This window comes from Bacteroidales bacterium, assembly GCA_016707785.1.
Classification (GTDB): Bacteria; Bacteroidota; Bacteroidia; order Bacteroidales; family UBA4417; genus UBA4417.
In genome coordinates, this window is the sequence record JADJGZ010000042.1 from 14715 (window position 1) to 36507 (window position 21793).

A 21793-nucleotide genomic window follows, 5' to 3' on the forward strand; every position below is an offset into this window, starting at 1 on the left:
TGTTCAAATGATTAGTAAATGATCTCTTCCTTGAAGTTGTCAACAATCGAGATGAATGGATTTGCCACTGACTGGCCCAGTCCGCACTTAGCGGCAATTTTCATGGTTAAAGTCAGTTTTTTCAGATCTTCGAGGTAGGTAGGAGATTTTTCACCTTTCTTGACGGCTTCGATTCCTTTAAGGAGTTGCTGGCATCCTACGCGGCATGGTGTGCATTGTCCGCATGATTCTTCAGTGAAGAATTCAAGGTAATCGTGCAGCACATTATACATTGAACGGGTGGAGTTGAAGATCATCATGGATCCTCCGGTAGGAATACCTTCGAAGCCGATAATCGTTTCATTGAATTTTTTCCTGGGAACGCAATGTCCGGAAGCTCCTCCGATTTGAACCGCTTTGGCATCACCGTCAGCGAATTCTTCTACGAAGTCTTTCAGAGGCATACCGAGTTCCAGTTCATAAATCCCTGGGGTAGGAGTGTCACCTGAAACAGAAAATACTTTAGAACCGCGTGAATCGAATGTTCCGAAAGACTTGAATTTTTCGGAGCCCATCCTGCAAATTTCGCAAGTATAGACAAGTGTTTCAACATTATTGATCACAGTTGGCTTGCCATTGTATCCTGATACGGTAGGGTAAGGAGGTTTATTCCTGGGTTCTCCGCGTTTTCCTTCCATGGATTCAAATAATGCACTCTCTTCACCACAAACATAAGCCCCACTTCCGGACCTCAGGTAAATAGTGAAATCTGATTTTCGTTCAGCGAGTTGCTGGTTGAAGAGATCCACTTTTTTCTGCAGACTTTTAAGTAAGAAATTATATTCACCCCTCACATAAATATAACCTTCCCTGGCGCCAATCACATATGCGCAAATAGCCATCCCGGTGAATACTTTTTCCGGGACCCTGTCGAGGATTTCCCTATCCTTAAAAGTTCCGGGTTCTCCTTCATCTGCATTGCAGATCACATATTTTGCATCGGAATCTTCATTCCTGGTAAATTTCCATTTTAAACCAGTAGGGAAGCCTGCACCTCCACGGCCTTTCAAACCTGAATCAATCATATCCAGGATAATGCTGTCGGCTGATTTTTTTATGGTTTTATCATAAACATCTATTGGGGTAACTTTTTCGTCCCAGCCAAAAATGATGTCAACTTTCTTAAGTTGTAATTGTTCCATTGTATATGGTTTTAACCGGTGGTCTAATTTGATTTCTTAATATATTCTTCAACGATCTCAATGGCTTTCTGAGGGGTAACTTCAGGGAAAACCTCATCATTTACCAGCATAACGGGACCTTTATGGCACCAGCCCAGGCAATTGGCTGTTAACAAGGTAAATCTCTTGTCATGTGTTGTTTCACCCACCTTCACTTTCAGTTGATCCTCCAGGACGGCAATAATTTCATCCTTATTGCGCATGTGACAGGAAATAGTTTTACAAATCCGGATGATGTTTTTACCTCTTGGAACCGTATCCAGGAAAGTATAGAAAGATGCAGTTCCGTAAACATCGGCAGCTGATAGGTCCAACTCCTTTGCAATCGCAATCATAGCTTCTTCAGAAAGAAATTTCTCCTGTGAAACTAACCCCTGTAATATTGGCATCAGGGAATTGCGATCACGACCATGCTTTTCTACAAGTTCATGAACTAAATTTTCAGTGTTTGTCATTTAGACCTCCATGATTTTTTTAATTAAAAGAATTACAATGAATTACATTGTTAAATGAATAACAATAATGAAGCAAATTTATGAATTTTCATTGTTATTAAAATAACAATACAGGTTTTTTTAGCCAGTAGTGATAATTTATAATCAATCTAAAAGAATATGAAGTAAAAGACTTGAAATTACAGGGAAATGGTACATAATTTATGATGATGAATCCTGAAAATAAAGTATTTTTATCCCTCATTCTTTTGCATGCCATACAGGTACTTCATTCAACTTTCATACGATGGTTCGTCCTATAGCGGATGGCAGATTCAGCCCAATGCCTTGACTATTCAGGCTCTTGTGGAGGATGGTTTGGGAAAACTACTCGGACAAAAAACTTCAGTGACCGGATGTGGCAGAACAGATTCAGGTGTACATGCAAAGAAGTTTTTTGCTCACTTTGATGTGGAGAATCCTGTTTCATCACCTGAACAACTGGCGTATAAATTAGACCGGTTTCTTCCTGATACTATCGGAATAGAGGCTGTAATTCCTGTTTCAGCAGGAAGTCATGCCCGCTTTAGCGCGGAATGGCGAGAATACCAATACACCATCATCCAGAAAAAGGATCCCTTCCTGATTTCAAAAGCTGCGCTAATTCCGTGGAAACTTGACCTGGATCTTATGAATAAAGGAGCCCAATCACTTATGCTTTATTCAGATTTTGAATGTTTCAGTAAAGTGAAAACCGATGTTTCTAATTTTCGTTGCAGGATTATCGCTGCTAATTGGACTCAATCAGGGCATATCCTGGTATTTCATGTCAGAGCGGACCGTTTCCTCAGGAATATGGTTAGGGCAATGGTTGGAACTTTGTTAGACTTGGGAAGAGGAAAAATCAATATGGATGATTTACATTCTATATTGGAGAGCCACGACAGAAGAAAAGCCGGAACTTCTGTTCCAGCAAAGGGTCTGGTTCTATGGGATGTAAATTACAAGGATGAAATATTTATTCAAAAAGCAGAATGGTTTTCATATGAGTGCCCTGATGAAATAGAATCCCATAATAATAACAACTCCAAGTTTCATCATGGTTCCGGCAAGGAAGCCTATGAATGAGCCAATGGCAGAACGCAGGGCAAGTTTATTATCCTGTCCATTGATGAGTTCTCCTAAGTAGGCTCCTACAAAAGGACCGATGATAATGCCAAACGGGGGGAAGAGAAAAAGTCCCAGTACCAGTCCTATGGTTGCTCCCCATGTTCCTCCTTTTGTTCCACCAAATCGTTTCGTTCCCCAAATGGGAATATAATAATCGGCCAGTACTACAATTGTGGTAACTATCGCCCATATGACCAGGAAATTCACTGAAAACGGTTCTTTCTCAGTGAATTGCAATAGCAACAAACTTCCATAGGCCAGGGGTGGACCAGGTAGTACCGGAAGCAAACATCCTGCTAATCCTGCAAGTAACAAAATGCTTCCTATAATGATCAGTGTAATATCCATTGCTAATAAATCAGAGAGTGTAAATATGTTTTCGATTTTCTGAACGGAAAATTTTCAGGGAAGTGCTATATTTGTGTGACATCAATATTACATATTTTAGAAATATCAGTCAAGATCAACACTTTTCCTGGCATTAATTTTGATAATTCTCCCACCATCCTTTCATTTCCAATCTATATGAAAAAAACACAGATTACACTAAGCACAGGCATCTCAATGCTTCTTTTCATCACATTATTTTATTCATGCAGTACCAGGAGTATTCCGATGAAATTACTGGTCCCTGCTGAGGTTACTATTCCAAAGGATGTTCAATCAATTGCGATTTTAAACCATTCTCTCCCGGCTAAACAGGAGCAGTTTATTAATATCCTTGAGGGGTTCATCACAGGAGAATCGATTCTCGCTGACCGTGAAGGTTCTTTTCAGTGCATCAGGGGAGTGGAAGCCAGGTTGAATGAATCTCCCAGAGTGAAAGCCTTTGCACTTGAAACTGATGCATACAGAGGGACAGGGACGCGCCAATTCCCGGAATTCCTTGATTGGGAGACAATTGATGCCCTTTGTGATCAATATAAAGTTGACGCTATACTCTCACTTGAAACTTTCGATTCTGATTTCGGCATCAAAAAACATACTTCTGAATACAAGGAAAAAGTGAATGGGAGGGAAGTAAAGAAAACCGAGTACCATGCAGATTTACGAATAGATGTCAATTCAGGATGGAGGTTTTATGACCGGAAAAACAGGAATATGATTGACCAGGTAAGTTTCTCTGACAGGAAAGAATGGAGTGGCAGCGGAAAAACTGAACAGGGCGCCCTTAATGATCTTCCATCAAAAAGAAGGGCTATCAATGAATCAGGCAGGTTTGCCGGTTTTCAGATGGCCAATCGCATCTCCCCCAACTGGCGGACTGAAACCCGGACTTATTTTGTGAAGGGTAATGAGGATCTCAAGGCAGCAAAAGTCCAGGTGAAATTCAATAATTGGGATGAAGCTATTAATATTTGGAAGAAACTTAGTGAAAACAAAGATCCGAAGATAGCAGGCAGGGCTTGTTATAACCTTGCTCTGGCATCTGAAATGAAAGGGAATATGGATATCGCCATTGTTTGGGCAGAAAAAGCCATGAAAGTTTACCATGTGAAGAAAGCACGCAACTATGTCGATGTACTCTATACCAGGAAAGACAATGAATTGAGATTGGATAAACAAATGAACCGATGAGAATGAACAAAAAGACAGCTAAAATGCTTGGTATATTAAAATTCATACTGATGATCATACTGCTTGGGTCGGGCTTATATGCCTGCAGCCAGAAATCAGTAGATTCAACGAAGAATAACAATAACCAGATGGAATACGAGATAAGCAAAACAGATGCTGAGTGGAAAAAGGAACTTAGTCCAACTCAGTTTGAGGTTCTTAGAAACAAAGCCACGGAAAGACCTTATACAGGCATTTATGATAAGTTTAACAAGCCTGGTACTTACTATTGTGCAGCTTGCGGTGCAGAGTTGTTCAAATCGAGTACCAAGTTTGATGCAGGTTGTGGTTGGCCTTCCTTCTACGATCCTTCAAAACCCCACCAGGTAAAAGAAATCCCTGACAACAGCCATGGTATGGTTAGGATGGAAGTGGTATGCGCCAAATGCGGAGGACACCTGGGTCATGTTTTTGACGATGGACCGGAACCTACAGGGAAACGTTATTGTATCAATTCTGTCAGTCTTGAATTCAGAACTGAATAGTAGGTTTTTACTTTGATCAACAAATTACCCAATTTCAGTGAGGTGATATTCAACCAGTCCATCGATAGGTGCTTGAATAATTCTGCCTACATGTGACCCGAATTCCTGTCCTACTTCATGCAGAAATTCCTGGTAGTGGTAAGCTACTGATCCCACGAAATGGATGGGAACACTTTGGTGATGCGGGTAACACGCTACCTGGTAGGTGAAGAATTGTCTGAAATTATGCAGGATAAGTTCCCTGATAAAGCTATGCTCGCGATTGTTATAGATGAATGTTGAGAATGATGCCAGAAATCGGCTTGGAGCAGGTTTGTTATATACCGAATCGAGGATGCTTTCCATACTCATCGGGTATTGGTCGATAAGCTTTTTTGTCAGTTCTTCAGGGAGTTCCTTATGCAGATACGCTGAAATCAGGTTTTTTCCCATAAAAGCTCCACTTCCTTCATCCCCAAAAAAGAAGCCCAATGAAAATATGTGGTCTGTGATCATTTTCCCATCATAATAACATGAATTGGATCCTGTTCCCAGAATAGCTGCAATACCTGCATCATTTCCACATAATGCTCGTGCGGCACCTAAAAGGTCATGGTCAATAGAAATTCTTGCTGAAGGAAATACCTTTTCGAGAGCAGATTCTACTACTTGATTTTTATTGGCAGTTGAACATCCTGCTCCGTAATAATATATTTTGCTGACTCCTGTATTGTCAATATATGGTTGCAATTCTTTCCAGAGTATTGATTCAATCTCTTCGCTTCCAAGTAAGTATGGGTTAAATCCTGTAGTTTGAACTTGTTTATATTCTTGTCCATCCCTGAGTAATCGCCAATCTGTTTTGGTTGATCCCCCATCTGCAATAAGAATCATTTTAATGTATGTTAATGAATAATTCAATGAAATTATTAATCCCTGGAATCTATTGAATTCTTAATGATTTGGTCAACTAAAAAGAACTTAAAGATTAAAGAGAGCGATAAAATAAGGTACAAAGATAATCAGACCAATGATCACTGCAATAAATGAAACGATGAGTACTGCCCCGGCGGCCGTATCTTTAACCCTTTTTATTCCCTCATTTAAGCCAGGATGTAAGGTGTCGCACAGTTTTTCGATGGCTGTATTCATTGCTTCCATTCCCAGAACAGCCCCAATACATATTAATACAACGCACCATTCAATGGTGTTCACACTGAAAAATGCTGACAATAGAAGGGCTATAATAGCAATGATTATCTGTACCCATGCATTTTGCTGGGTTTTAAGAAAGTACTTTATCCCGGCAAAAGCAAATCCAAAACTTCTGAACTGTTTTTTAATAGAGAATTTCATTTTGAATGTTTAAACCTGTGACTGTCCCCTGGTAAAAACCCAGTTGGAGGAATTTGATAATGCTGCATTAAAAATGTATCCCGCATCATCAAAGGCTTTTAAATGTTCAGGATCAGAGATATTGTGCCGGATGATAAACCTTGCCATCATTCCCCTTGCTCTTTTTGCAAAAAAGCTGAGGACTTTGTATTCATCTCCTTTTTGTTCCTTAAAAACAGGGGTAATGACCCTTATGTTTTTAAGTTTTTTATCGATCACCTTATAATATTCCTGGGATGCGAGGTTGATAACCAATGGATTATCCTGTGTTTCCAACTCCTTCAGGATCAGGTTAGCCGGCTGTTTTCCCCAAAATTGATAAAGGTCTTTATGCTTGTTAATCGCAAAAGGAATTCCCATTTCCATCCTGTATGGTACAATCAGGTCCAGTGGCCTTAATACACCATAGAGTCCGGATAAGATTCGGATGTGTTCCTGGGCAAAATGGATTTCGGTTGAAGTCATTGAACCTGCTTCAAGTCCATCATAAACATCCCCATCGAAAGCAAATATAGCTTGTTTCCCATGCCCTGGCTCTGTAGCCAGGTGCCAGACAGAATACCTTCCGGCATTGAGAAGGGCAAGTTGTGGAGAGATATTCAGTAAGCGGGCTAACTTAACAGGGCCCAGTTTTTTCAATTTAGCAGCCAATAATCTCGCTTTCTCTCCAAATTGAGGCAGGGTATAATCCGAGACGGGGCTATTCGAATCAAAATTAAGGCTTTTGGCTGGAGAGAGTACTACAATCATGTCTTGGTTTTGCTGGACGAAACCTGAAGTATTTGTGTTTTTCTTTCTTCAGGTGTCATCGAGAGGTATTTGTCAGATAATGAATAAGATGTGCCACTCTCTGAGAAGATAATGCCAAGCATATCAATGGCCAGGAATCCTGCTACAATATTTTCGGCTTCTCTTCGCGCAAGTCCTGTAAGTTTACAATACCTTGTCAATGTTATTGAAGGGTTCTCTTCAAGGAAATGGAGGAGAGTCATCTCATGCTGAGAATAACGAATAAATACTCCTGCCGGGTTTTTCTTCCATTTATAGGCTTTAATCCAGACACTGTTTACTGTAAAGTTTTCATCTTTCACCCGGATGTAGGCCAGGTATTGTTTATTCTTATCAGGTGCCAGGTAAAGTTCTCCTTCACTTTTTTGAACAATAATTTCCAAAACTTTTCTTCCATCGATGGTCCATTCCTTAACCTCAAATGGAACCTGGGGCTTGGTATAAAGTTCTGATGCTGCCTGCACCATATAGAATTCTTCCTCACTTCTAACCCCGGCGATACTGCCGTTATCCTTAACCCCAATAAGTAATCTGCCCCCATCGGTATTGGCAAAAGCTACCAATGTGCGGGCAATTTTTCTTGAATCATTGATCCCAAATTTGAAATCAAGTTGCTGATGCTCTCCCTGGGATATCAATTTCCGGATATGCCCATCTGAAGGTTCTGCCTGGTGTGTGATCCGGGAATGTTGTTGAGGCATAACAGGAAACGAATTTAGTAGTGTTAAAGAATAGGAAATTTATTGTTGGCTGAGATAATTGATTATTTGTTAGGAAATTTTGGAAGGTATTCTTTCATCATGTCTTTATGGACCATGATATCCATGATTTTCAGTTTAATATAGTCTTCATGGAAGAAATAGTATCCGAAATTGGCATTTTTCTCTCTGCCACCGGTCCGGCTGCCTGCTCCTGAATCCTTTACGAGAAACCAGGTAGTTCCGTCTTTTTCAAGATATCCTACCACATGCATTCCATGGTCATCGGTTGTTGTTTCATTACTAAACCTGAATTGGCGTGCATTTTCATCAATATTTGCTGATGGGATGTCAAAAGTTGGTACGATAGCAGCATTTGCTTCCCTGGCTAAAAATCCAGCCTCTGAAACATCTCCCCCGATGGCAAAAGTATACCCTTTGGAAATAGCATTCCTGATTACTTTCATGTAATCATCCAGGGGTAAGTTATAATAATCCTTATTATGCCACCAGTTATCAGGAACTTCATATTCAACTTTCTGCCAATAAGGTTGCTGCATATAGCTCATTACATCACAATAATCATCAGGGTTCATTTTCAGGTAATCGGATAGATATTGGGCCGGAGTATAAGTTTTCCCATCAACGGTAACAACTGTTGGCGGTTCACCCATATAATGATTGAGAATACTCTTGAAATTACTGATAACAGCAGCTTTATCCCACAGATTATTCTTTTTAACGAAATCAGCATATCCTTTCAATTCCTCGAACATTTTCTCATGGGAATAGAAAGACTGGCCATTTAATAATCCTGTATAAGCTTCATAGGGAATACAGCCTGTTTTTCTCCATATTTTCGTCACGGCGTTACCTTCAGAACCTTCTCCGAAAAACATCTCACCCCGGGTATCAACCCAGGCTTCCGCCCGTTCCAGGTATTCACAATACACAGTATACATCTCAGAGATTCGCACTTTTTTCCCACTGAGCCGATAAGCTTCTGATTCAAGAAATGATGTAGTGGAAAAACTCCAGCAGGTATTGGTATTTCCCTGGGAAATAGGGGGATTATGCCAATAGGTTTTGAAATCATCCTTTGATTTTGGGATCTTAAGATTTGCAGGATCTGCTTTAAATGTTTTTTTCTCTTTAGCAATTACCCTGGAGGATTCAAATTCCTCAACACCCTTCAGAATAGAGTTCTGAAAATATCCTGGTTCGTAAACTTTGAATATCCCTTTATTCGGGACAGGTTGCTGTGCATTAATAACGAAAATCAGGCTGAGAAATAAAAATAGCAGGATGGCTCTTTTCATTGGTTTATGGTTTGATGAAGAATTGGATAAATGTAAAAGTCAAAAAATCAGTTTATGATGATGACTATAAGAAAACAATATTATTCCTTACAGTTATTTTTTCACAGTAATGACATTGTAATTTTAAGGTTTCCTTATCTATCACTGTGAACCGGGTTGAAATTTGTTCAACATTCGTGATACAATTGGGGTTGAAACATTTCACAATATTTACAATCGTATCAGGAACCTGGACCTGTTTTTTTGAAATTACTTCAAAATCCCGAATCTCAATAATCGTGGCTGTTGGGGCAACCAAAGCTATTTTGTTGATTTCATTTTTATCGAAAAATGTGTTGCTAACCTTAATCAGGCCCTTCCTGCCATGTTTCTTGCTGACAAGGTTGTCGCCAAAAAGCACCTGGTTCTTATTGTTTTCTATATCCAGGATATGAAGGACTTTAAAAACATTGTTTGCTGGAATATGATCAATAACAGTCCCGTTTTCAATGGCTGTTACATTAAGTTGTTTCTTATTTTCCATTTGAAATAAATTCAATTATTATACTCAGTTATTTAACTCCAGCAATGGCTGCCAGCAGAGCCTGCCGAACATAAACTCCATTTTCAGCCTGCTTGAAATAGAATGCCTGGGGAGTGTTGTCCACATCTTCGCTGATTTCATTCACCCTTGGAAGCGGATGGAGGATTTTCATGTTTTGCTTGCAGTTTTCAAGCATGGAACGTTGAAGAACATAAGAGTTCTTGACTTTTTCATATTCCATAGGGTCACTGAATCTTTCTTTCTGGATCCTGGTCATATAGATGATATCAGCTGTTGGGATGATATCTGATAATTCAGTGTATTGATGGTAATCAAGTTTGGCATTTTTAATATGCATTTTTACTGAACTGGGAAGTTTAAGCTCTTCCGGTGATACAAGGTGGAATGTAGCATTGAAATTGCACAAAGCTTGTACCAGTGAGTGGACAGTTCTGCCATACTTCAAGTCACCGACGAAAGCAATATTTAGATTTTCGAGCGTACCCTGAGTTTGAAAAATGCTATATAGGTCGAGCAGGCATTGTGTAGGATGCTGATTAGCTCCGTCGCCTGCATTGATAACAGGGACAGGAGATACTTCAGAAGCCCAGCGGGCGGCTCCATCCCTTGGGTGACGCATCACAATGATGTCAGCATAGCTGCTCACCATGATAATGGTATCTTTAAGGGATTCTCCCTTTTTTTACGCTAGTAGATCCGCTATCACTGAAACCAATCACCCGGGCACCCAGGCGATTCGCGGCGGTTTCAAAACTGAGTCGCGTTCTGGTGCTTGGTTCAAAAAACAAGGAAGCGACCACATGATCATTTAATAATTTCTGGTTGGGGTTTTGCTCGAATCCGGCAGCAATTTCAAGGATTCTTAGATATTGTTCCTTGTTGTAATCTGTAATGGAAATCAGGCTTTTATCTTTCATACGGAGATTTTATTTTCGGGTGTTAAAGATACAAACTATTGATTCTTCCCTGTAAGAAGAGATGATTGTAAGTTTTCAAAAGTTGTCAACGACTTTAGATATGGTACAATATGATGGAGAACATTGATCCTTTCATGGAATTTCAAAAAAAAAGCGGCTCGTAAGCCGCTTTTTCATGATAAAAATTATTTAACGAGGTTGTGTTTTTTGACAAACTCATCAAGGATATCGGTTAGATCGGGTTTGCCGATTTCCTGGAGGTCATAACCAACCTTCACGGTAGGTTTGTCAATTTTTACAATACGTTTCAGGTCAATTGGAGTTGCAATTACAACAGCATCACAAGGAGTGTTGGCAATTGTTTTTTCCAGGTCGCGGGTTTGTTCTTCACCATATCCCATAGCTGGCAGCAAAGTGCCAATATTTGGATAGATTTTGAATGTTTCGGCCAGTTTCCCAACGGCATAAGGACGAGGATCGACCAGTTCAGCAGCTCCATATTTGTTGGCAGCAACTGTTCCGGCACCGATTTTCATTTCACCGTGTGTTAATGTTGGGCCATCTTCAACCACAAGAACTCTTTTTCCGCGGATAAGTTCTGGTTTATCAACAGTTAATGGTGATGCGCCGTCAATAATCTTGGCATTAGGATTGATTTTTGCGATGTTATCGCGAACTTTCTGAATATTGGCTATATCAGCAGAATCAATCTTATTGATTACGATTACATCTGACATACGAGCTACAACTTCACCAGGATAATAGGAAATTTCAGCACCCGGGCGATGTGGGTCGGCAACACCTACTGTGAGGTCCGGTTTATAGAAAGGAAAATCATTATTTCCACCATCCCATAACACTACATCACATCCATCAGGATCGTTTTCTGCTGCACGAAGAATTGCTTCATAATCCACCCCTGCATAGATCACATTTCCACGGACCACATGAGGTTCATATTCTTCCATTTCTTCAATGGTACATTTATGTTTAGCAAGGTCTTCCACTTTTGCAAAGCGCTGTACTTTCTGTGCATTGAGGTCACCATAAGGCATAGGATGGCGTACTGCAACCACTTTCAAGCCTTTAGCCATCAGGATTTCGATTATCCTGCGGGAAGTCTGACTTTTTCCGCAACCTGTGCGTGTAGCACCAACTGCGATCAATGGTTTTGTACTGGGGATCATGGTTTCACCAGGTCCCAGTAAAATAAAATTGGCTCCGGCTGCATTAACTGCGGCACTCATATTCATGACTCTCTGGTAAGGAACATCACTGTATGAGAAAACGCAATCCAGTACTTTCAAGTCTTTAATTAACTTTGGAAGGTCAGATTCAGCAAAAATTGGAATTCCATCAGGGTAGAGGTCGGCACCAGCTAATTCTTTTGGATACTTACGGCCATCAATGTCAGGAATCTGGGCGGCAGTGAAAGCAACAACATTATATTCAGATTTTCCCCTGAAAAAAGTGTTGAAATTGTGAAAATCACGTCCTGCTGCTCCGATGATGATTACGTTTCGTCGCATAAACAAATTGTTTTGGTTTAACTATAATTATTGTTAATTAAATAGCAATAGAATGAGGGCAAAGTTAGTGGTTTAAACTTGCTGGCAAAATTTTTTATTAATTCCTGTAACCTTGAATTGACAAAGGTTTTCATTCTCCAACTTATTATAAGTCAATGGTAATTGGAAGAATTTAACATTGATGTGCTATAAGCCACTATTGATCAATCATATGGTTATATCTACATTGTTAGTCTTAAATATCGGTGCATACACCATCGGCAAAAAGTGTAAATTTGTGCTTCCTATCCTATTAAAAAAATGATTGAAGAAAAACTTACCAAAAAGGCGGCAGAGGCTGTAGCATTTCTTTATAATCTATCTGTTTCACCAGCTCAAATACAACTTCAAAAGACCCGTAAAGAATTTGAAGGTGAGTATACTATAGTGGTATTCCCTTTCACAAAAATGTCCAGAAAATCCCCTGAAATTACTGCTCTTGAGATCGGTGAATTTATGAAGAAGGAGATGGGAGAAATAGAGTCTTTCAATGTTATAAAGGGCTTTTTGAATATTGGTTTATCAACTGCTTATTGGGTTGAGTTCTTCAATGAATATTCAATTACTGAGAATTATGGTTTTAAACAGGTGGATGAGAAACAACCTGTTGTAGTTGAGTTTTCTTCACCCAACACCAACAAGCCTTTACATCTTGGTCATATTAGAAACAATCTTCTGGGTTTTTCCCTTTCACGCATACTTGAAGCCAATGGAAACCCTGTGAAAAAGGTAAACCTGGTGAATGACAGGGGCATCCATATCTGTAAAAGTATGTTAGCCTGGAAGTACTGGGGGAATGGTGAAACACCTGAGAGCAGCGGACTGAAAGGTGATCATTTAGTAGGAAAATACTATGTTATTTTCGATAAACAATTTAAAGCCCAGGTTGCTGAAGCTGTTGCAGCAGGCATGAATGCTGACGATGCAGCTAAACAGTCTCTTCTGATGAAAGAAGCACAGGAAATGCTTCGCAAATGGGAGGCTCATGATCCGGAAACCCTTCAGTTGTGGGAAATGATGAATCAATGGGTATATGATGGATTCCATCTTACCTATCAGGCACTTGGAATTGAATTCGATAAGACTTATTACGAATCAAAGACCTACCTCCTGGGAAAGAAAATTGTGGAAGAGGGTTTGCAGAAAGGTGTTTTACAACAAAGGGAAGATGGTTCTGTCTGGATTGACCTTTCCGATGCAGGCCTCGATGAAAAGCTCCTGTTACGTTCTGATGGTACTTCTGTATACATCACTCAAGATCTGGGAACCGCCCAGCAGCGCAACGATGAATTTCATCCCAGGCAACTGGTTTATGTTGTCGGGAATGAACAGGAATATCATTTCCAGGTTCTGAAGCAGGTGCTCAAGCATTTAGGAAGGGATTGGTCTGATGCCATTTACCATCTCTCCTATGGCATGGTTGAGTTGCCTGAAGGGAAGATGAAATCCAGAGAGGGTACGGTCGTTGATGCTGATGACCTTATGCAGTCGATGTTTGAAACAGCGGAAACTACTACAAGGGAATTGGGAAAGGTTGATGATTTCAGCGAAGAAGAAGCATTGGGTTTATTCAGAAAAATCGGCTTAGGAGCTTTGAAGTACTTTATCCTAAAGGTGGATCCCCGGAAGAATATGCTTTTCAACCCTTCAGAATCTATTGATTTCAACGGGAATACCGGCCCATTTATTCAATATACCTATGCCAGGATTCAATCAGTTTTGAGAAATGCAGAACGATCCGGATTGTCATCCGAGGTTAGAAATTTTGACAACATCACTATTTCGGGACAGGAAAAATCGGTTATCAGGATATTACATGATTTTCCGGGCATCCTTAATGAAGCCGGTATTGAACATAGTCCGGCTTTGATTGCCAATTATGTTTATGAGTTAGCCTGCGAATACAATCGCTTTTATCATGATATCACAATCCTTAAAGAAGAAAATGAGATTTTGAGAAATTTCAGGTTGCAATTATGCATCTTCACAGGGAATGTGATCCGTAATTCAATGTGGCTTCTGGGGATAGAAGTACCCCAGCGCATGTGATCTAATATTTCGACCTGTGAAAAGCCGGATCAGCCTATCAATTGTTTCCTGATCCTGTTATACACTACGACTTCAATCGTATAGGAGAACATGATCATTATGAGGATATACAGCCCGTATTCGATCACTTTATTATTCAGAAACTTCAGATATGTGGCATCCACGACAAGGTAAGCGTGGGAAATGTACATTACATAAGAGCAAGGGGCAATATATTTGAATACTCCGAAGAACAGATCAAATCCAACCCATTTTATATTTTGCCAGGCGATGGCTCCGAACATCACTATGATGGCAAAAACGAAATGCCTGAGTTCAATGATTGGGTAAGCGACTAAAGGATAGCTATAGGTCTTGGTGGCAGCGAAATGAATGTACAGGTTCAAAGCGAGTAAGCCTGTTATTGCGAAAAGAACATACCCGTAGGGCATGATGGAACGGAATGTATATTTTCCTCCTGAAAGATAGGTAGTGGCAAAACGAACTCCAATCCACCAGATCGCAAAGTACATCATGAGCCTGTTGACGATAAAAGGATAGAATATATAACTGGCTGCTGCTGAAATCGCCAGAATATTTACCCATTTATTTAATTTGTCACTTTTGATCCAGGTCACCAGAACAAAGAAAAGCATATAGAACCACCACTCATAGGAAAGAGACCATAGTACCCCATTCCCCATATAAGAACCGGATACGACATTGGGTTTCAAAGTAATGACATCCTGGAGCATAAAAAGGTTACCCAGCAATGTGATCCACTCAGGATCTGCGAGCTTTCCTTCACCATAACATTTGATCAGATATCCAAGAACATAGATAAAGAAGAGAGGGATATACAGTCGGATAAATCTTCGGATAAAATAGAACTTAAAGGATTTATCTTTTGATTTCTCATAGGTAAATTTTATTACAAATCCGGAGAGTACAAAGAATACAATCACAGATTCAGGGCCGAATCGGAACAATAATCCCACATTTACTCCAAATAATTCGATTTTTTGTGGAAGAGCGTGGAAAAATACAACATACAATGCTGCAAATCCCCTTATAGCTTCAAGCTTTTCCAGACGGGGTTTCCTTTTAACAGTGATTGGATTCGTCACAAAATATGATTTAATAATTACTGTTGGATTTATTATTGAATCATGGCAAAACTCAATGTGTCATGATTTGGATCATTAATTTATTCTTTATTCTGTAAAAAGTAATATCGATCAGCGGTATTTGAAAATGCCCCAATCCTATTTCGAGAGTTAAGGGCATAAAAAAAGCCTCTTGCCATTGACAAGAGGCTTTTTAGCATTAAACGATGATTACTTGATGGTAATCTTCTTACTGATTAATTTGTTATCAGCAACAATATGAAGGATATACATTCCTGGTTCGAAGCCATCGGTGAGGATTCGCAGGTTATTTCCGGGTGCATTGTAGTTGTATACTTCCTGACCAAGCAGTGTAAGCATACGTACCTGGGTAAACTGAACAGGAGAGATGATATTGATTACTCCACTGGCAGGATTTGGATAAACCCTGAAAGCAGAAGGATCGGTATTTGGAACACCTACGGTAATCCATGCATCTACACAAACTGGCAGTGATTCGCCTTCATCATAAACTGCAGTAACGCAATAAGTCTGTTTCCCGTTAGCAACAGGATAGTCGTGGTAGAATAATTCTGAAATAGGAGAAGTATTCATCAGGGTATCATTACGATAGACATTATAACCAACAAGAGCTTTTCCAAGTGGGGCTGTCCATGAAAGGTGTACACTATTATCAGCAACCTGGGCAGCAAGACTTGATACAGTGCTCAGTGTTGAACCTGGTTCCAGAACACCTACATATTTGAACATACCGCCTTCTGTTTCGCTAACGTTGAAGCCACCGGCCCAACCACAATGGTTATTAACGAAATCAACTGCGAGGAACTGATCAGCTTCGGTACCTAAGAATGGTGCCCATGAGTGACCGCCGTCAAAGCTATAGAATGAACCCAATGTAATATCAGGATTTGCTTCGGTTGATACCCAGGTATTTTCGGTTCCGGGAACAAAGCAATAGTCATTAGTTCCAATCTGACCTGTACTTGTAACTGCACTCCAGGTTACGCCACCATCAAAGGTTTCTGAAAGATTTCCTGTTGTACTGGCATCTTTATTCTGGGCCAGACCATGAAGTTCGGTAGCCATTTCAATATCAATAAAAATAGCACCGAGAGTGGTTGTGCTTACATCCCAATGCAAGCCTTTATCAACTGTGCGGTAAACCCGACCTTTATTAGTTCCGAACCATGCTTTATCACCAATGGCTGAATAATATCCAACAATTCCCCATTCACCTGAAACAGGATTGGCAATATTTCCACCGGGTACGACTGTCCAGGTAGTGCCACCATTTGATGTTGTATAGATTTCAAAATCACTATTAATAGGATCTCCCATACAGAATCCATCATTTGCATTGAAGAAATGCACCACATTTGGGAAAGATGCGCTATTAGTAAAAGAAGCTGTGGTCTGACGAGCCCAGGTAGTACCTCCATCGAAAGTGGCGTAGATACCCTGAGGTTTGCTACCGGATTGCCTGTACATGGGGCAATAGGCAGTGGTATTGTTCAATGCATTGATCATAGCAGGTTCCAGACCGGCGCAGTTAGGAATAGTACCAGTGATCCAGGTGTTTCCTCCATCTTCGGTACGGGTCCATTCCTGGATGTAGTTGGTGGTAGTTTCACCATCATAGGCTGTTCCCCATGCAGTTAATGAATCGACGGCACACAAATATTTTACTCCGCGTGATGAATTTGTGAAACCACTTGCCTGTGGGATCCAGTCGCTTAATCCGACAGTAACTTCATGATAAACGGTGTCTGTAGCATTTAATGCCTGAACCCTGAGTAAATGGCTGCCTTTTGTTGATTCGGTTGTATTCCATGGGAAAGTGAAGGTGCCTTGTGAAGTTGTGTAAATCTGCTCACCGTCAAGTAGGAGGTTAACAGTTGTAGCAGTTCCATCAAGAACGGAGCAGCTCACATTGAAAATTCCACCGAAGCCGATTACCTGGCTAGGCTGAAGATTGGTGAAACGAACTACCAGATCAGGGTTGCCTGGTTTTATACCGATGATAGCCCTGTTGTTGCTGTTTGGTGTATAGCCGCCGGCATTCAGTGAGCCAATGGCGAAATAACCATTATACATTCCTGACCAACCCCAGTTCATATGGAATTTACTGTCGCTTGTGCGATATCCGTCACAAACCCATGCGTGACCGGAAGTTCCGTCATCACCGGCATAATAAATAGGACGCATCAGGTCCAGTTCAGCGGTGAGCATATTTTTCCAACCCGTAGTTGTATAATTTTCCTTTGATTTGAGGGAAATCGTAGAAGGATCATAGTTAAAATAGGTAACCAGAGCCCAGGGAACATCTTCACTAAATGCGCCGGATGCATCAACACCATATTGCATATTAACAGAAACACCATTCTGATACATGATGGTTGCTACATTAGCATTAGCACTGGTAATATTATTTCCCATTGCTGACCATGTATAGGTACTGGTGCCGAAGTTGGCTGTTTGTGATCCATAAGTAGGATGGATATAGGTATGTGACAGATATCCATGAGCAGGGAAAGAATGGTATTTCTGGATTTGGCTCATGGTAGTAGCCACACATCCTGTAGGTGCATGATTGCAGGTCATTGGGGCCGAAACAGATGGAGTCTGGGCATTGTAGTAACAACCCTGATCCCAGGTAGTGGTGAGTAAAGGGCCAATATCATTGGTAGATTTTGGGAAATCATTTCCAATTAATTGATTCCATTCTGCCAGGGTGGCAGTATTGTCATATTTGGCTGAAATGATATGAGCAATATCCTTGTTATAATTATCGAACCATGATTTTACAACTGGAACAGAAATTTCCTGCTCGAAATAACCGGTATTTGATTCTGCAAGAACCGGAATAATAGCATCATCGGCTGCTATTACAACGAAACCACCTGCACTGTAATTGAATACATGATAGGTTGTAATTCCATTATACGACTGACTAAATGAGTTGAGTAGATTCAGGTCGCTTTTACCCGAAAAATGCTGGTAATAGTTGTCTGCAGCCTGACGAGCCTGGTCAATGGTTACAGTTTTACCGAAGGCAAAGCCCGCAATCAGCAAGCAGAGGATCAGTGTGGTAAGTTTTCTCATGGTTGGTTGATTATGTGATTATAGAGTTAGAAAGCATTCTTAAAGGAAGGAAATAAACAATTGCTGATCACAATTTATAGGATCAGTAAAGTGCAAATTTATAATTATTATGTTTGGATATATATTTTCTCAATTATTTTTTGCATAGATTTTGGACTATTTTCTACATTATTTCTGAATGAATCCGACGTTTTAGCAATTTTCATTTCATTGAAAATTAAGCAAAAAAGAATTTTAGTGTTTCAATTGATCGTACTTCTGTAATTTAGGGGCAATCAAATCGGATGAATGAGAATGTTTTCAGCGGAGTTTATGCGCCAGGCCAGGCACGGAGATTTAGGAACCTTTGTGGTTGTCATCATTTCTGTAATACTGGCTATTATTACATTCCCTGAGCTGAATCCGGTATATGCGAATGGCATCGATCCACCCTTATCCTGGGTATTTAATTTCCTGGTAAAGGGTCGGCTTCAGTTGGGAAAAGATATCATTTTCCCTCACGGTCCATTGGCATTCCTTATGTATCCACTGCCCGTCGGCAATAATCTTTTTATTACTGCAATTATTTATTTCCTGGCAAAAGCTTCATTTTCCTATTCTCTGCTCACCTCACGGATATCCAGGGGACTTGTTCCCATGATTTCCAGTTTGATTTTTTCATTTCTTTTATTGGCATATCTTGATTTTCTGCTGATCCTCATTGGGATTGTGCTCATTGGATACCTTAATTATTTTCTTAGCAGAAACCTGACCTGGTTATTACTCCCGATATTGGTAACAACGGCTGCAATTTATATCAAAGCTTTTGTCGGGATTGTTTGTGTCATGCTCAGTATATCATTCATCCTTATTCTTATCCTGGAAATAATTCTGGAGAAAAGATCATTCAGGCATCTGTTCTTCATCCCTGTCATCCCATTGTCCATCTTTGCCGGCTGGTTTCTTTTATACGGGGATTTTCATGGATTTTCCAGGTACTTTAAAGGAATGCTCGAATTGGCTGGTGATAATTCTGCTGCAGTCGCCTATTATCCTGCAAATAATTGGTATTATCTTTCAATTGCAGGGTTACTTTCTGGTTTCATGGCTTTCCTTCAAATCAGGCAAGCGAATGCTGTTAAATACGTTATTTTGGTATTGCCTTCCTTATTTGCTGTATGGAAATACGGAATGGCCAGGGAGGATTATCTGCATGCCAGCATGTTTTTTCTATATGTAGCTGTTACGATACTAATATTCCTCCTGTTAGCAAAACATCACCGAATCGTGATTTCTGTCATGGGTGGGCTCATATTACTTTTGCTCTATGGTAATCTTCAAAAATCTTACTATTATGAACCTATCAGGGGCTCATTCAATGGTCTTCGCCAACTAAATCAGCTAGTGTCCGGTTATCAATACTTTGCAGATACCTGTAATGATGCTTCAATAGAAAATGTGCAGCGAAACAGGCTGGAATCCGCATGCAGGGAGAAGATTGGTAAAGCTACTGCAGATATTTATCCATGGGATTATTCTTATATTCCAGTCAATCAACTGAACTGGCAACCCCGTCCTGTACTTCAAAGTTATGCTTGTTATACACCCTGGCTGGATGAGCAAAATGCCAGCCATTTTAATTCAACGAAGGCCCCGGATTACCTTATATGGGAATTGAGAAAGATCACTCATGATATTCATAATGGAACCCTGGAAAGTATCGATGGAAGGTATTTATTAAATGACCAGCCAGAGACAGTTTTATCCATTTTAAGCAGGTATCAACTCGCCTGCAGGCAAGGGGGGACATTTCCTGCATTAATTTTTCAAAAGAGGGAATCACCTCTGGATCTGAAGAAAAATACAATTTCAACGGATACAGCTGCCTGGAATCGTTGGGTGGATGTGCCGGATGTTAAGGAAGGAATATTGCGGCTGAAAGCATCAATAAACAGAAGTCTGTTGGGTGATCTGAAGAGCTTTTTATATAAGGATGAAGCCTGTTATGTTTATTATTTGCTGTCGACTGATGAAATAAGGATATATCGTATCGTACCCAAAAATGCGATTCAAGGAATATGGGTAAATCCGCTTATTCTTAATGCCGAATCGAATCGTTCTGAGCCAATTGTAAAAAAGATTATGTTCCGGTGTTCAGAACCGGGATTGATGAAGGAATTGATTCCCTATGAATGGGAAAATGTACAGTTTGTTTCAAAGGATTCAGAAAACAGGAAGGATGCTATTTCCTATTCGGATGTAGATATTATGTTTGGGAAAGTAGAAAAGGTTGATACCTCGTTTTCCATTTTCTCTTCAAATGATCTAGAATCCCGATATATTTACTGGTCAGAGAACCTGAACCCTGAAACTGAACATTCATTTTCAGGAAAAACCAGTTGCAGGCTGAAATCTGAGTCCTATTCATTTTCTTATGAAATATCACTGGATACACTCCTAAAAATAAGTGATGATACTTCCTGGATAATCAGGACAGATGCCTGGGCTTATGCGGAAAATGACGTTGACGGTAGTTTTGTAATCTCCATTGAGGGAAGCAAAGAGCCTGTAATATGGAAGGGTATAAGGCTAAATGATTTCCTGTTTCAGAAAGGGGAATGGAATTATGTGACAAATTTCCTGACGATCTCCAGGGATTTACTCTTGTCGCAGCCACTGAGATTAAAGGTATATTCCTGGAATCAGGGAAATGAAGAGTTTCTCATCGATGATTTCAGGATTTTTATAAAACCAGAATGAGGGTTTACCTATTTTCTCTGACTCTTAAGTGTTTCCAGTAATTTCCGTTCTTTTTCCAACACCGAAGACTGATCTTCCTGCTCTTTTTTGTTTTTAGCAATACTGGCTTCTATATCAGCTTTCTTGCCTTGAAGGGATTCACCTGTTCCAATTAAGGAATTATAAGTTTTTTCTGCTTTTTTGATAATAGCCTCTTGCTCAGTAATATTGATTTCAAGCTGGCGGGATTCAAATTTTGGTATCAATCCCAATAAATAGGCTGATGCTGATTTGAAGGTTTCGGGGTCCCCTGAAGATGACACAAAGCTTTCCGGACCTTTAGTGATAATCATGGTAACGATTGATTTGTCTTTCTCTTTTTTTACATCATCCACTTTAATGTAGAGATCAATTTTATCAGTTGTAATTTTCTCGAAAACAATCGCTGTATAAAATTTAAAACCTTTAGAATCGGCAGCCTTAGGAAAACCATTGTATTTGAGGTCTTCAAGAATTACTGATTCAACAATTTCGGGAGAGAAGTTAAACTCACCTACCAGGGTCGGACGGTTGATTTTATTCAGGGTAAACTGCCCTTCAGTGATCTGTGCATACAGAAATGAACCTGCCAGCAGCAAGGTCATAGCTAAAAGTACTTTAATAATTTTCATGGTGGTTTATTT

At 40.0% G+C, this 21793-nt stretch carries 18 protein-coding genes and 1 pseudogene; 5 read left to right on the forward strand and 14 right to left on the reverse strand.

The genetic code is table 11. The features are described 5' to 3' along the window. Nucleotides 1-11: 11 nt before the first annotated feature. Together IPH84_16990 and IPH84_16995 are read right to left on the reverse strand one after the other, a co-directional pair. On the reverse strand, nucleotides 12-1181 hold the full coding sequence (locus IPH84_16990; GenBank protein ID MBK7174877.1) for an NADH-quinone oxidoreductase subunit E: 1170 nt from the start codon (nucleotides 1179-1181) through the stop codon (nucleotides 12-14). Nucleotides 1182-1204: 23 nt separating this feature from the next. Continuing rightward, on the reverse strand, nucleotides 1205-1675 hold the full coding sequence (locus IPH84_16995) for an NAD(P)H-dependent oxidoreductase subunit E (GenBank protein ID MBK7174878.1): 471 nt from the start codon (nucleotides 1673-1675) through the stop codon (nucleotides 1205-1207). Nucleotides 1676-1927: 252 nt separating this feature from the next. Here IPH84_16995 and truA point away from each other — a divergent pair, with 252 nt between their 5' ends. Next, on the forward strand, nucleotides 1928-2782 hold the full coding sequence (gene truA, locus IPH84_17000) for a tRNA pseudouridine(38-40) synthase TruA (GenBank protein MBK7174879.1): 855 nt from the start codon (nucleotides 1928-1930) through the stop codon (nucleotides 2780-2782). On the opposite strand, the gene IPH84_17005 is transcribed toward truA, so the two are convergent. Then, entirely contained in the window at nucleotides 2696-3172 is a 477-nt protein-coding gene (locus tag IPH84_17005; GenBank protein MBK7174880.1) for a DUF456 domain-containing protein, read from the reverse strand. The two genes, truA and IPH84_17005, sit on opposite strands and share 87 nt — an antisense overlap. A gap of 177 nt (nucleotides 3173-3349) precedes the next feature. Here IPH84_17005 and IPH84_17010 point away from each other — a divergent pair, with 177 nt between their 5' ends. After that, nucleotides 3350-4402, forward strand: a complete 1053-nt coding sequence (locus IPH84_17010) for a hypothetical protein (GenBank protein MBK7174881.1) — start codon at nucleotides 3350-3352, stop codon at nucleotides 4400-4402. A 128-nt stretch (nucleotides 4403-4530) separates the two neighbouring features. Next, on the forward strand, nucleotides 4531-4926 hold the full coding sequence (msrB, locus tag IPH84_17015; GenBank protein MBK7174882.1) for a peptide-methionine (R)-S-oxide reductase MsrB: 396 nt from the start codon (nucleotides 4531-4533) through the stop codon (nucleotides 4924-4926). Nucleotides 4927-4950: 24 nt separating this feature from the next. Here msrB and IPH84_17020 read toward each other — a convergent pair whose 3' ends face one another. The 8 genes and pseudogenes from IPH84_17020 to IPH84_17055 all read right to left on the reverse strand — a co-directional run bounded on the left by IPH84_17020 (nucleotide 4951) and on the right by IPH84_17055 (nucleotide 12096). Beyond that, a complete protein-coding gene (locus IPH84_17020) occupies nucleotides 4951-5799 on the reverse strand; it encodes a hypothetical protein (protein ID MBK7174883.1) in 849 nt (282 codons plus the stop codon). 87 nt (nucleotides 5800-5886) lie between these two features. Next, nucleotides 5887-6261 (reverse strand): diacylglycerol kinase family protein, encoded by a 375-nt coding sequence (locus tag IPH84_17025; protein MBK7174884.1) that lies wholly within the window; start codon nucleotides 6259-6261, stop codon nucleotides 5887-5889. Nucleotides 6262-6270: 9 nt separating this feature from the next. Then, the gene (yaaA, locus tag IPH84_17030; protein ID MBK7174885.1) at nucleotides 6271-7050 is read right to left on the reverse strand and encodes a peroxide stress protein YaaA; all 780 of its coding nucleotides are present in this window, start codon (nucleotides 7048-7050) and stop codon (nucleotides 6271-6273) included. Then, entirely contained in the window at nucleotides 7047-7790 is a 744-nt protein-coding gene (locus IPH84_17035; protein MBK7174886.1) for an ATP-binding protein, read from the reverse strand. The genes yaaA and IPH84_17035 overlap by 4 nt, the downstream gene beginning before the upstream one ends. Nucleotides 7791-7852: 62 nt before the next feature. Then, nucleotides 7853-9106: a peptidase C1 gene (locus tag IPH84_17040; protein ID MBK7174887.1), complete on the reverse strand. Its 1254-nt coding sequence runs from the start codon at nucleotides 9104-9106 to the stop codon at nucleotides 7853-7855. Between the two features lie 64 nt (nucleotides 9107-9170). Continuing rightward, nucleotides 9171-9629, reverse strand: a complete 459-nt coding sequence (locus IPH84_17045) for an aspartate carbamoyltransferase regulatory subunit (GenBank protein MBK7174888.1) — start codon at nucleotides 9627-9629, stop codon at nucleotides 9171-9173. A 28-nt stretch (nucleotides 9630-9657) separates the two neighbouring features. Continuing rightward, a pseudogene (gene pyrB / locus IPH84_17050) lies at nucleotides 9658-10567 on the reverse strand (aspartate carbamoyltransferase). Nucleotides 10568-10752: 185 nt separating this feature from the next. Next, entirely contained in the window at nucleotides 10753-12096 is a 1344-nt protein-coding gene (locus tag IPH84_17055; protein ID MBK7174889.1) for a GTPase, read from the reverse strand. A gap of 300 nt (nucleotides 12097-12396) precedes the next feature. Here IPH84_17055 and IPH84_17060 point away from each other — a divergent pair, with 300 nt between their 5' ends. Further along, nucleotides 12397-14184 (forward strand): arginine--tRNA ligase, encoded by a 1788-nt coding sequence (locus IPH84_17060; protein MBK7174890.1) that lies wholly within the window; start codon nucleotides 12397-12399, stop codon nucleotides 14182-14184. A gap of 29 nt (nucleotides 14185-14213) precedes the next feature. Here IPH84_17060 and IPH84_17065 read toward each other — a convergent pair whose 3' ends face one another. Further along, nucleotides 14214-15290, reverse strand: a complete 1077-nt coding sequence (locus IPH84_17065; protein MBK7174891.1) for an acyltransferase — start codon at nucleotides 15288-15290, stop codon at nucleotides 14214-14216. A gap of 210 nt (nucleotides 15291-15500) precedes the next feature. Further along, complete coding sequence (locus IPH84_17070; protein ID MBK7174892.1) at nucleotides 15501-18392, reverse strand: C10 family peptidase; 2892 nt, start codon at nucleotides 18390-18392, stop codon at nucleotides 15501-15503. 288 nt (nucleotides 18393-18680) lie between these two features. Here IPH84_17070 and IPH84_17075 point away from each other — a divergent pair, with 288 nt between their 5' ends. Continuing rightward, the gene (locus IPH84_17075; protein MBK7174893.1) at nucleotides 18681-21131 is read left to right on the forward strand and encodes a hypothetical protein; all 2451 of its coding nucleotides are present in this window, start codon (nucleotides 18681-18683) and stop codon (nucleotides 21129-21131) included. 8 nt (nucleotides 21132-21139) lie between these two features. Here the strand turns inward: IPH84_17075 and IPH84_17080 are convergent, their stop codons facing one another. Continuing rightward, entirely contained in the window at nucleotides 21140-21781 is a 642-nt protein-coding gene (locus tag IPH84_17080; GenBank protein MBK7174894.1) for a hypothetical protein, read from the reverse strand. Between the last annotated feature and the right edge of the window lie 12 nt (nucleotides 21782-21793).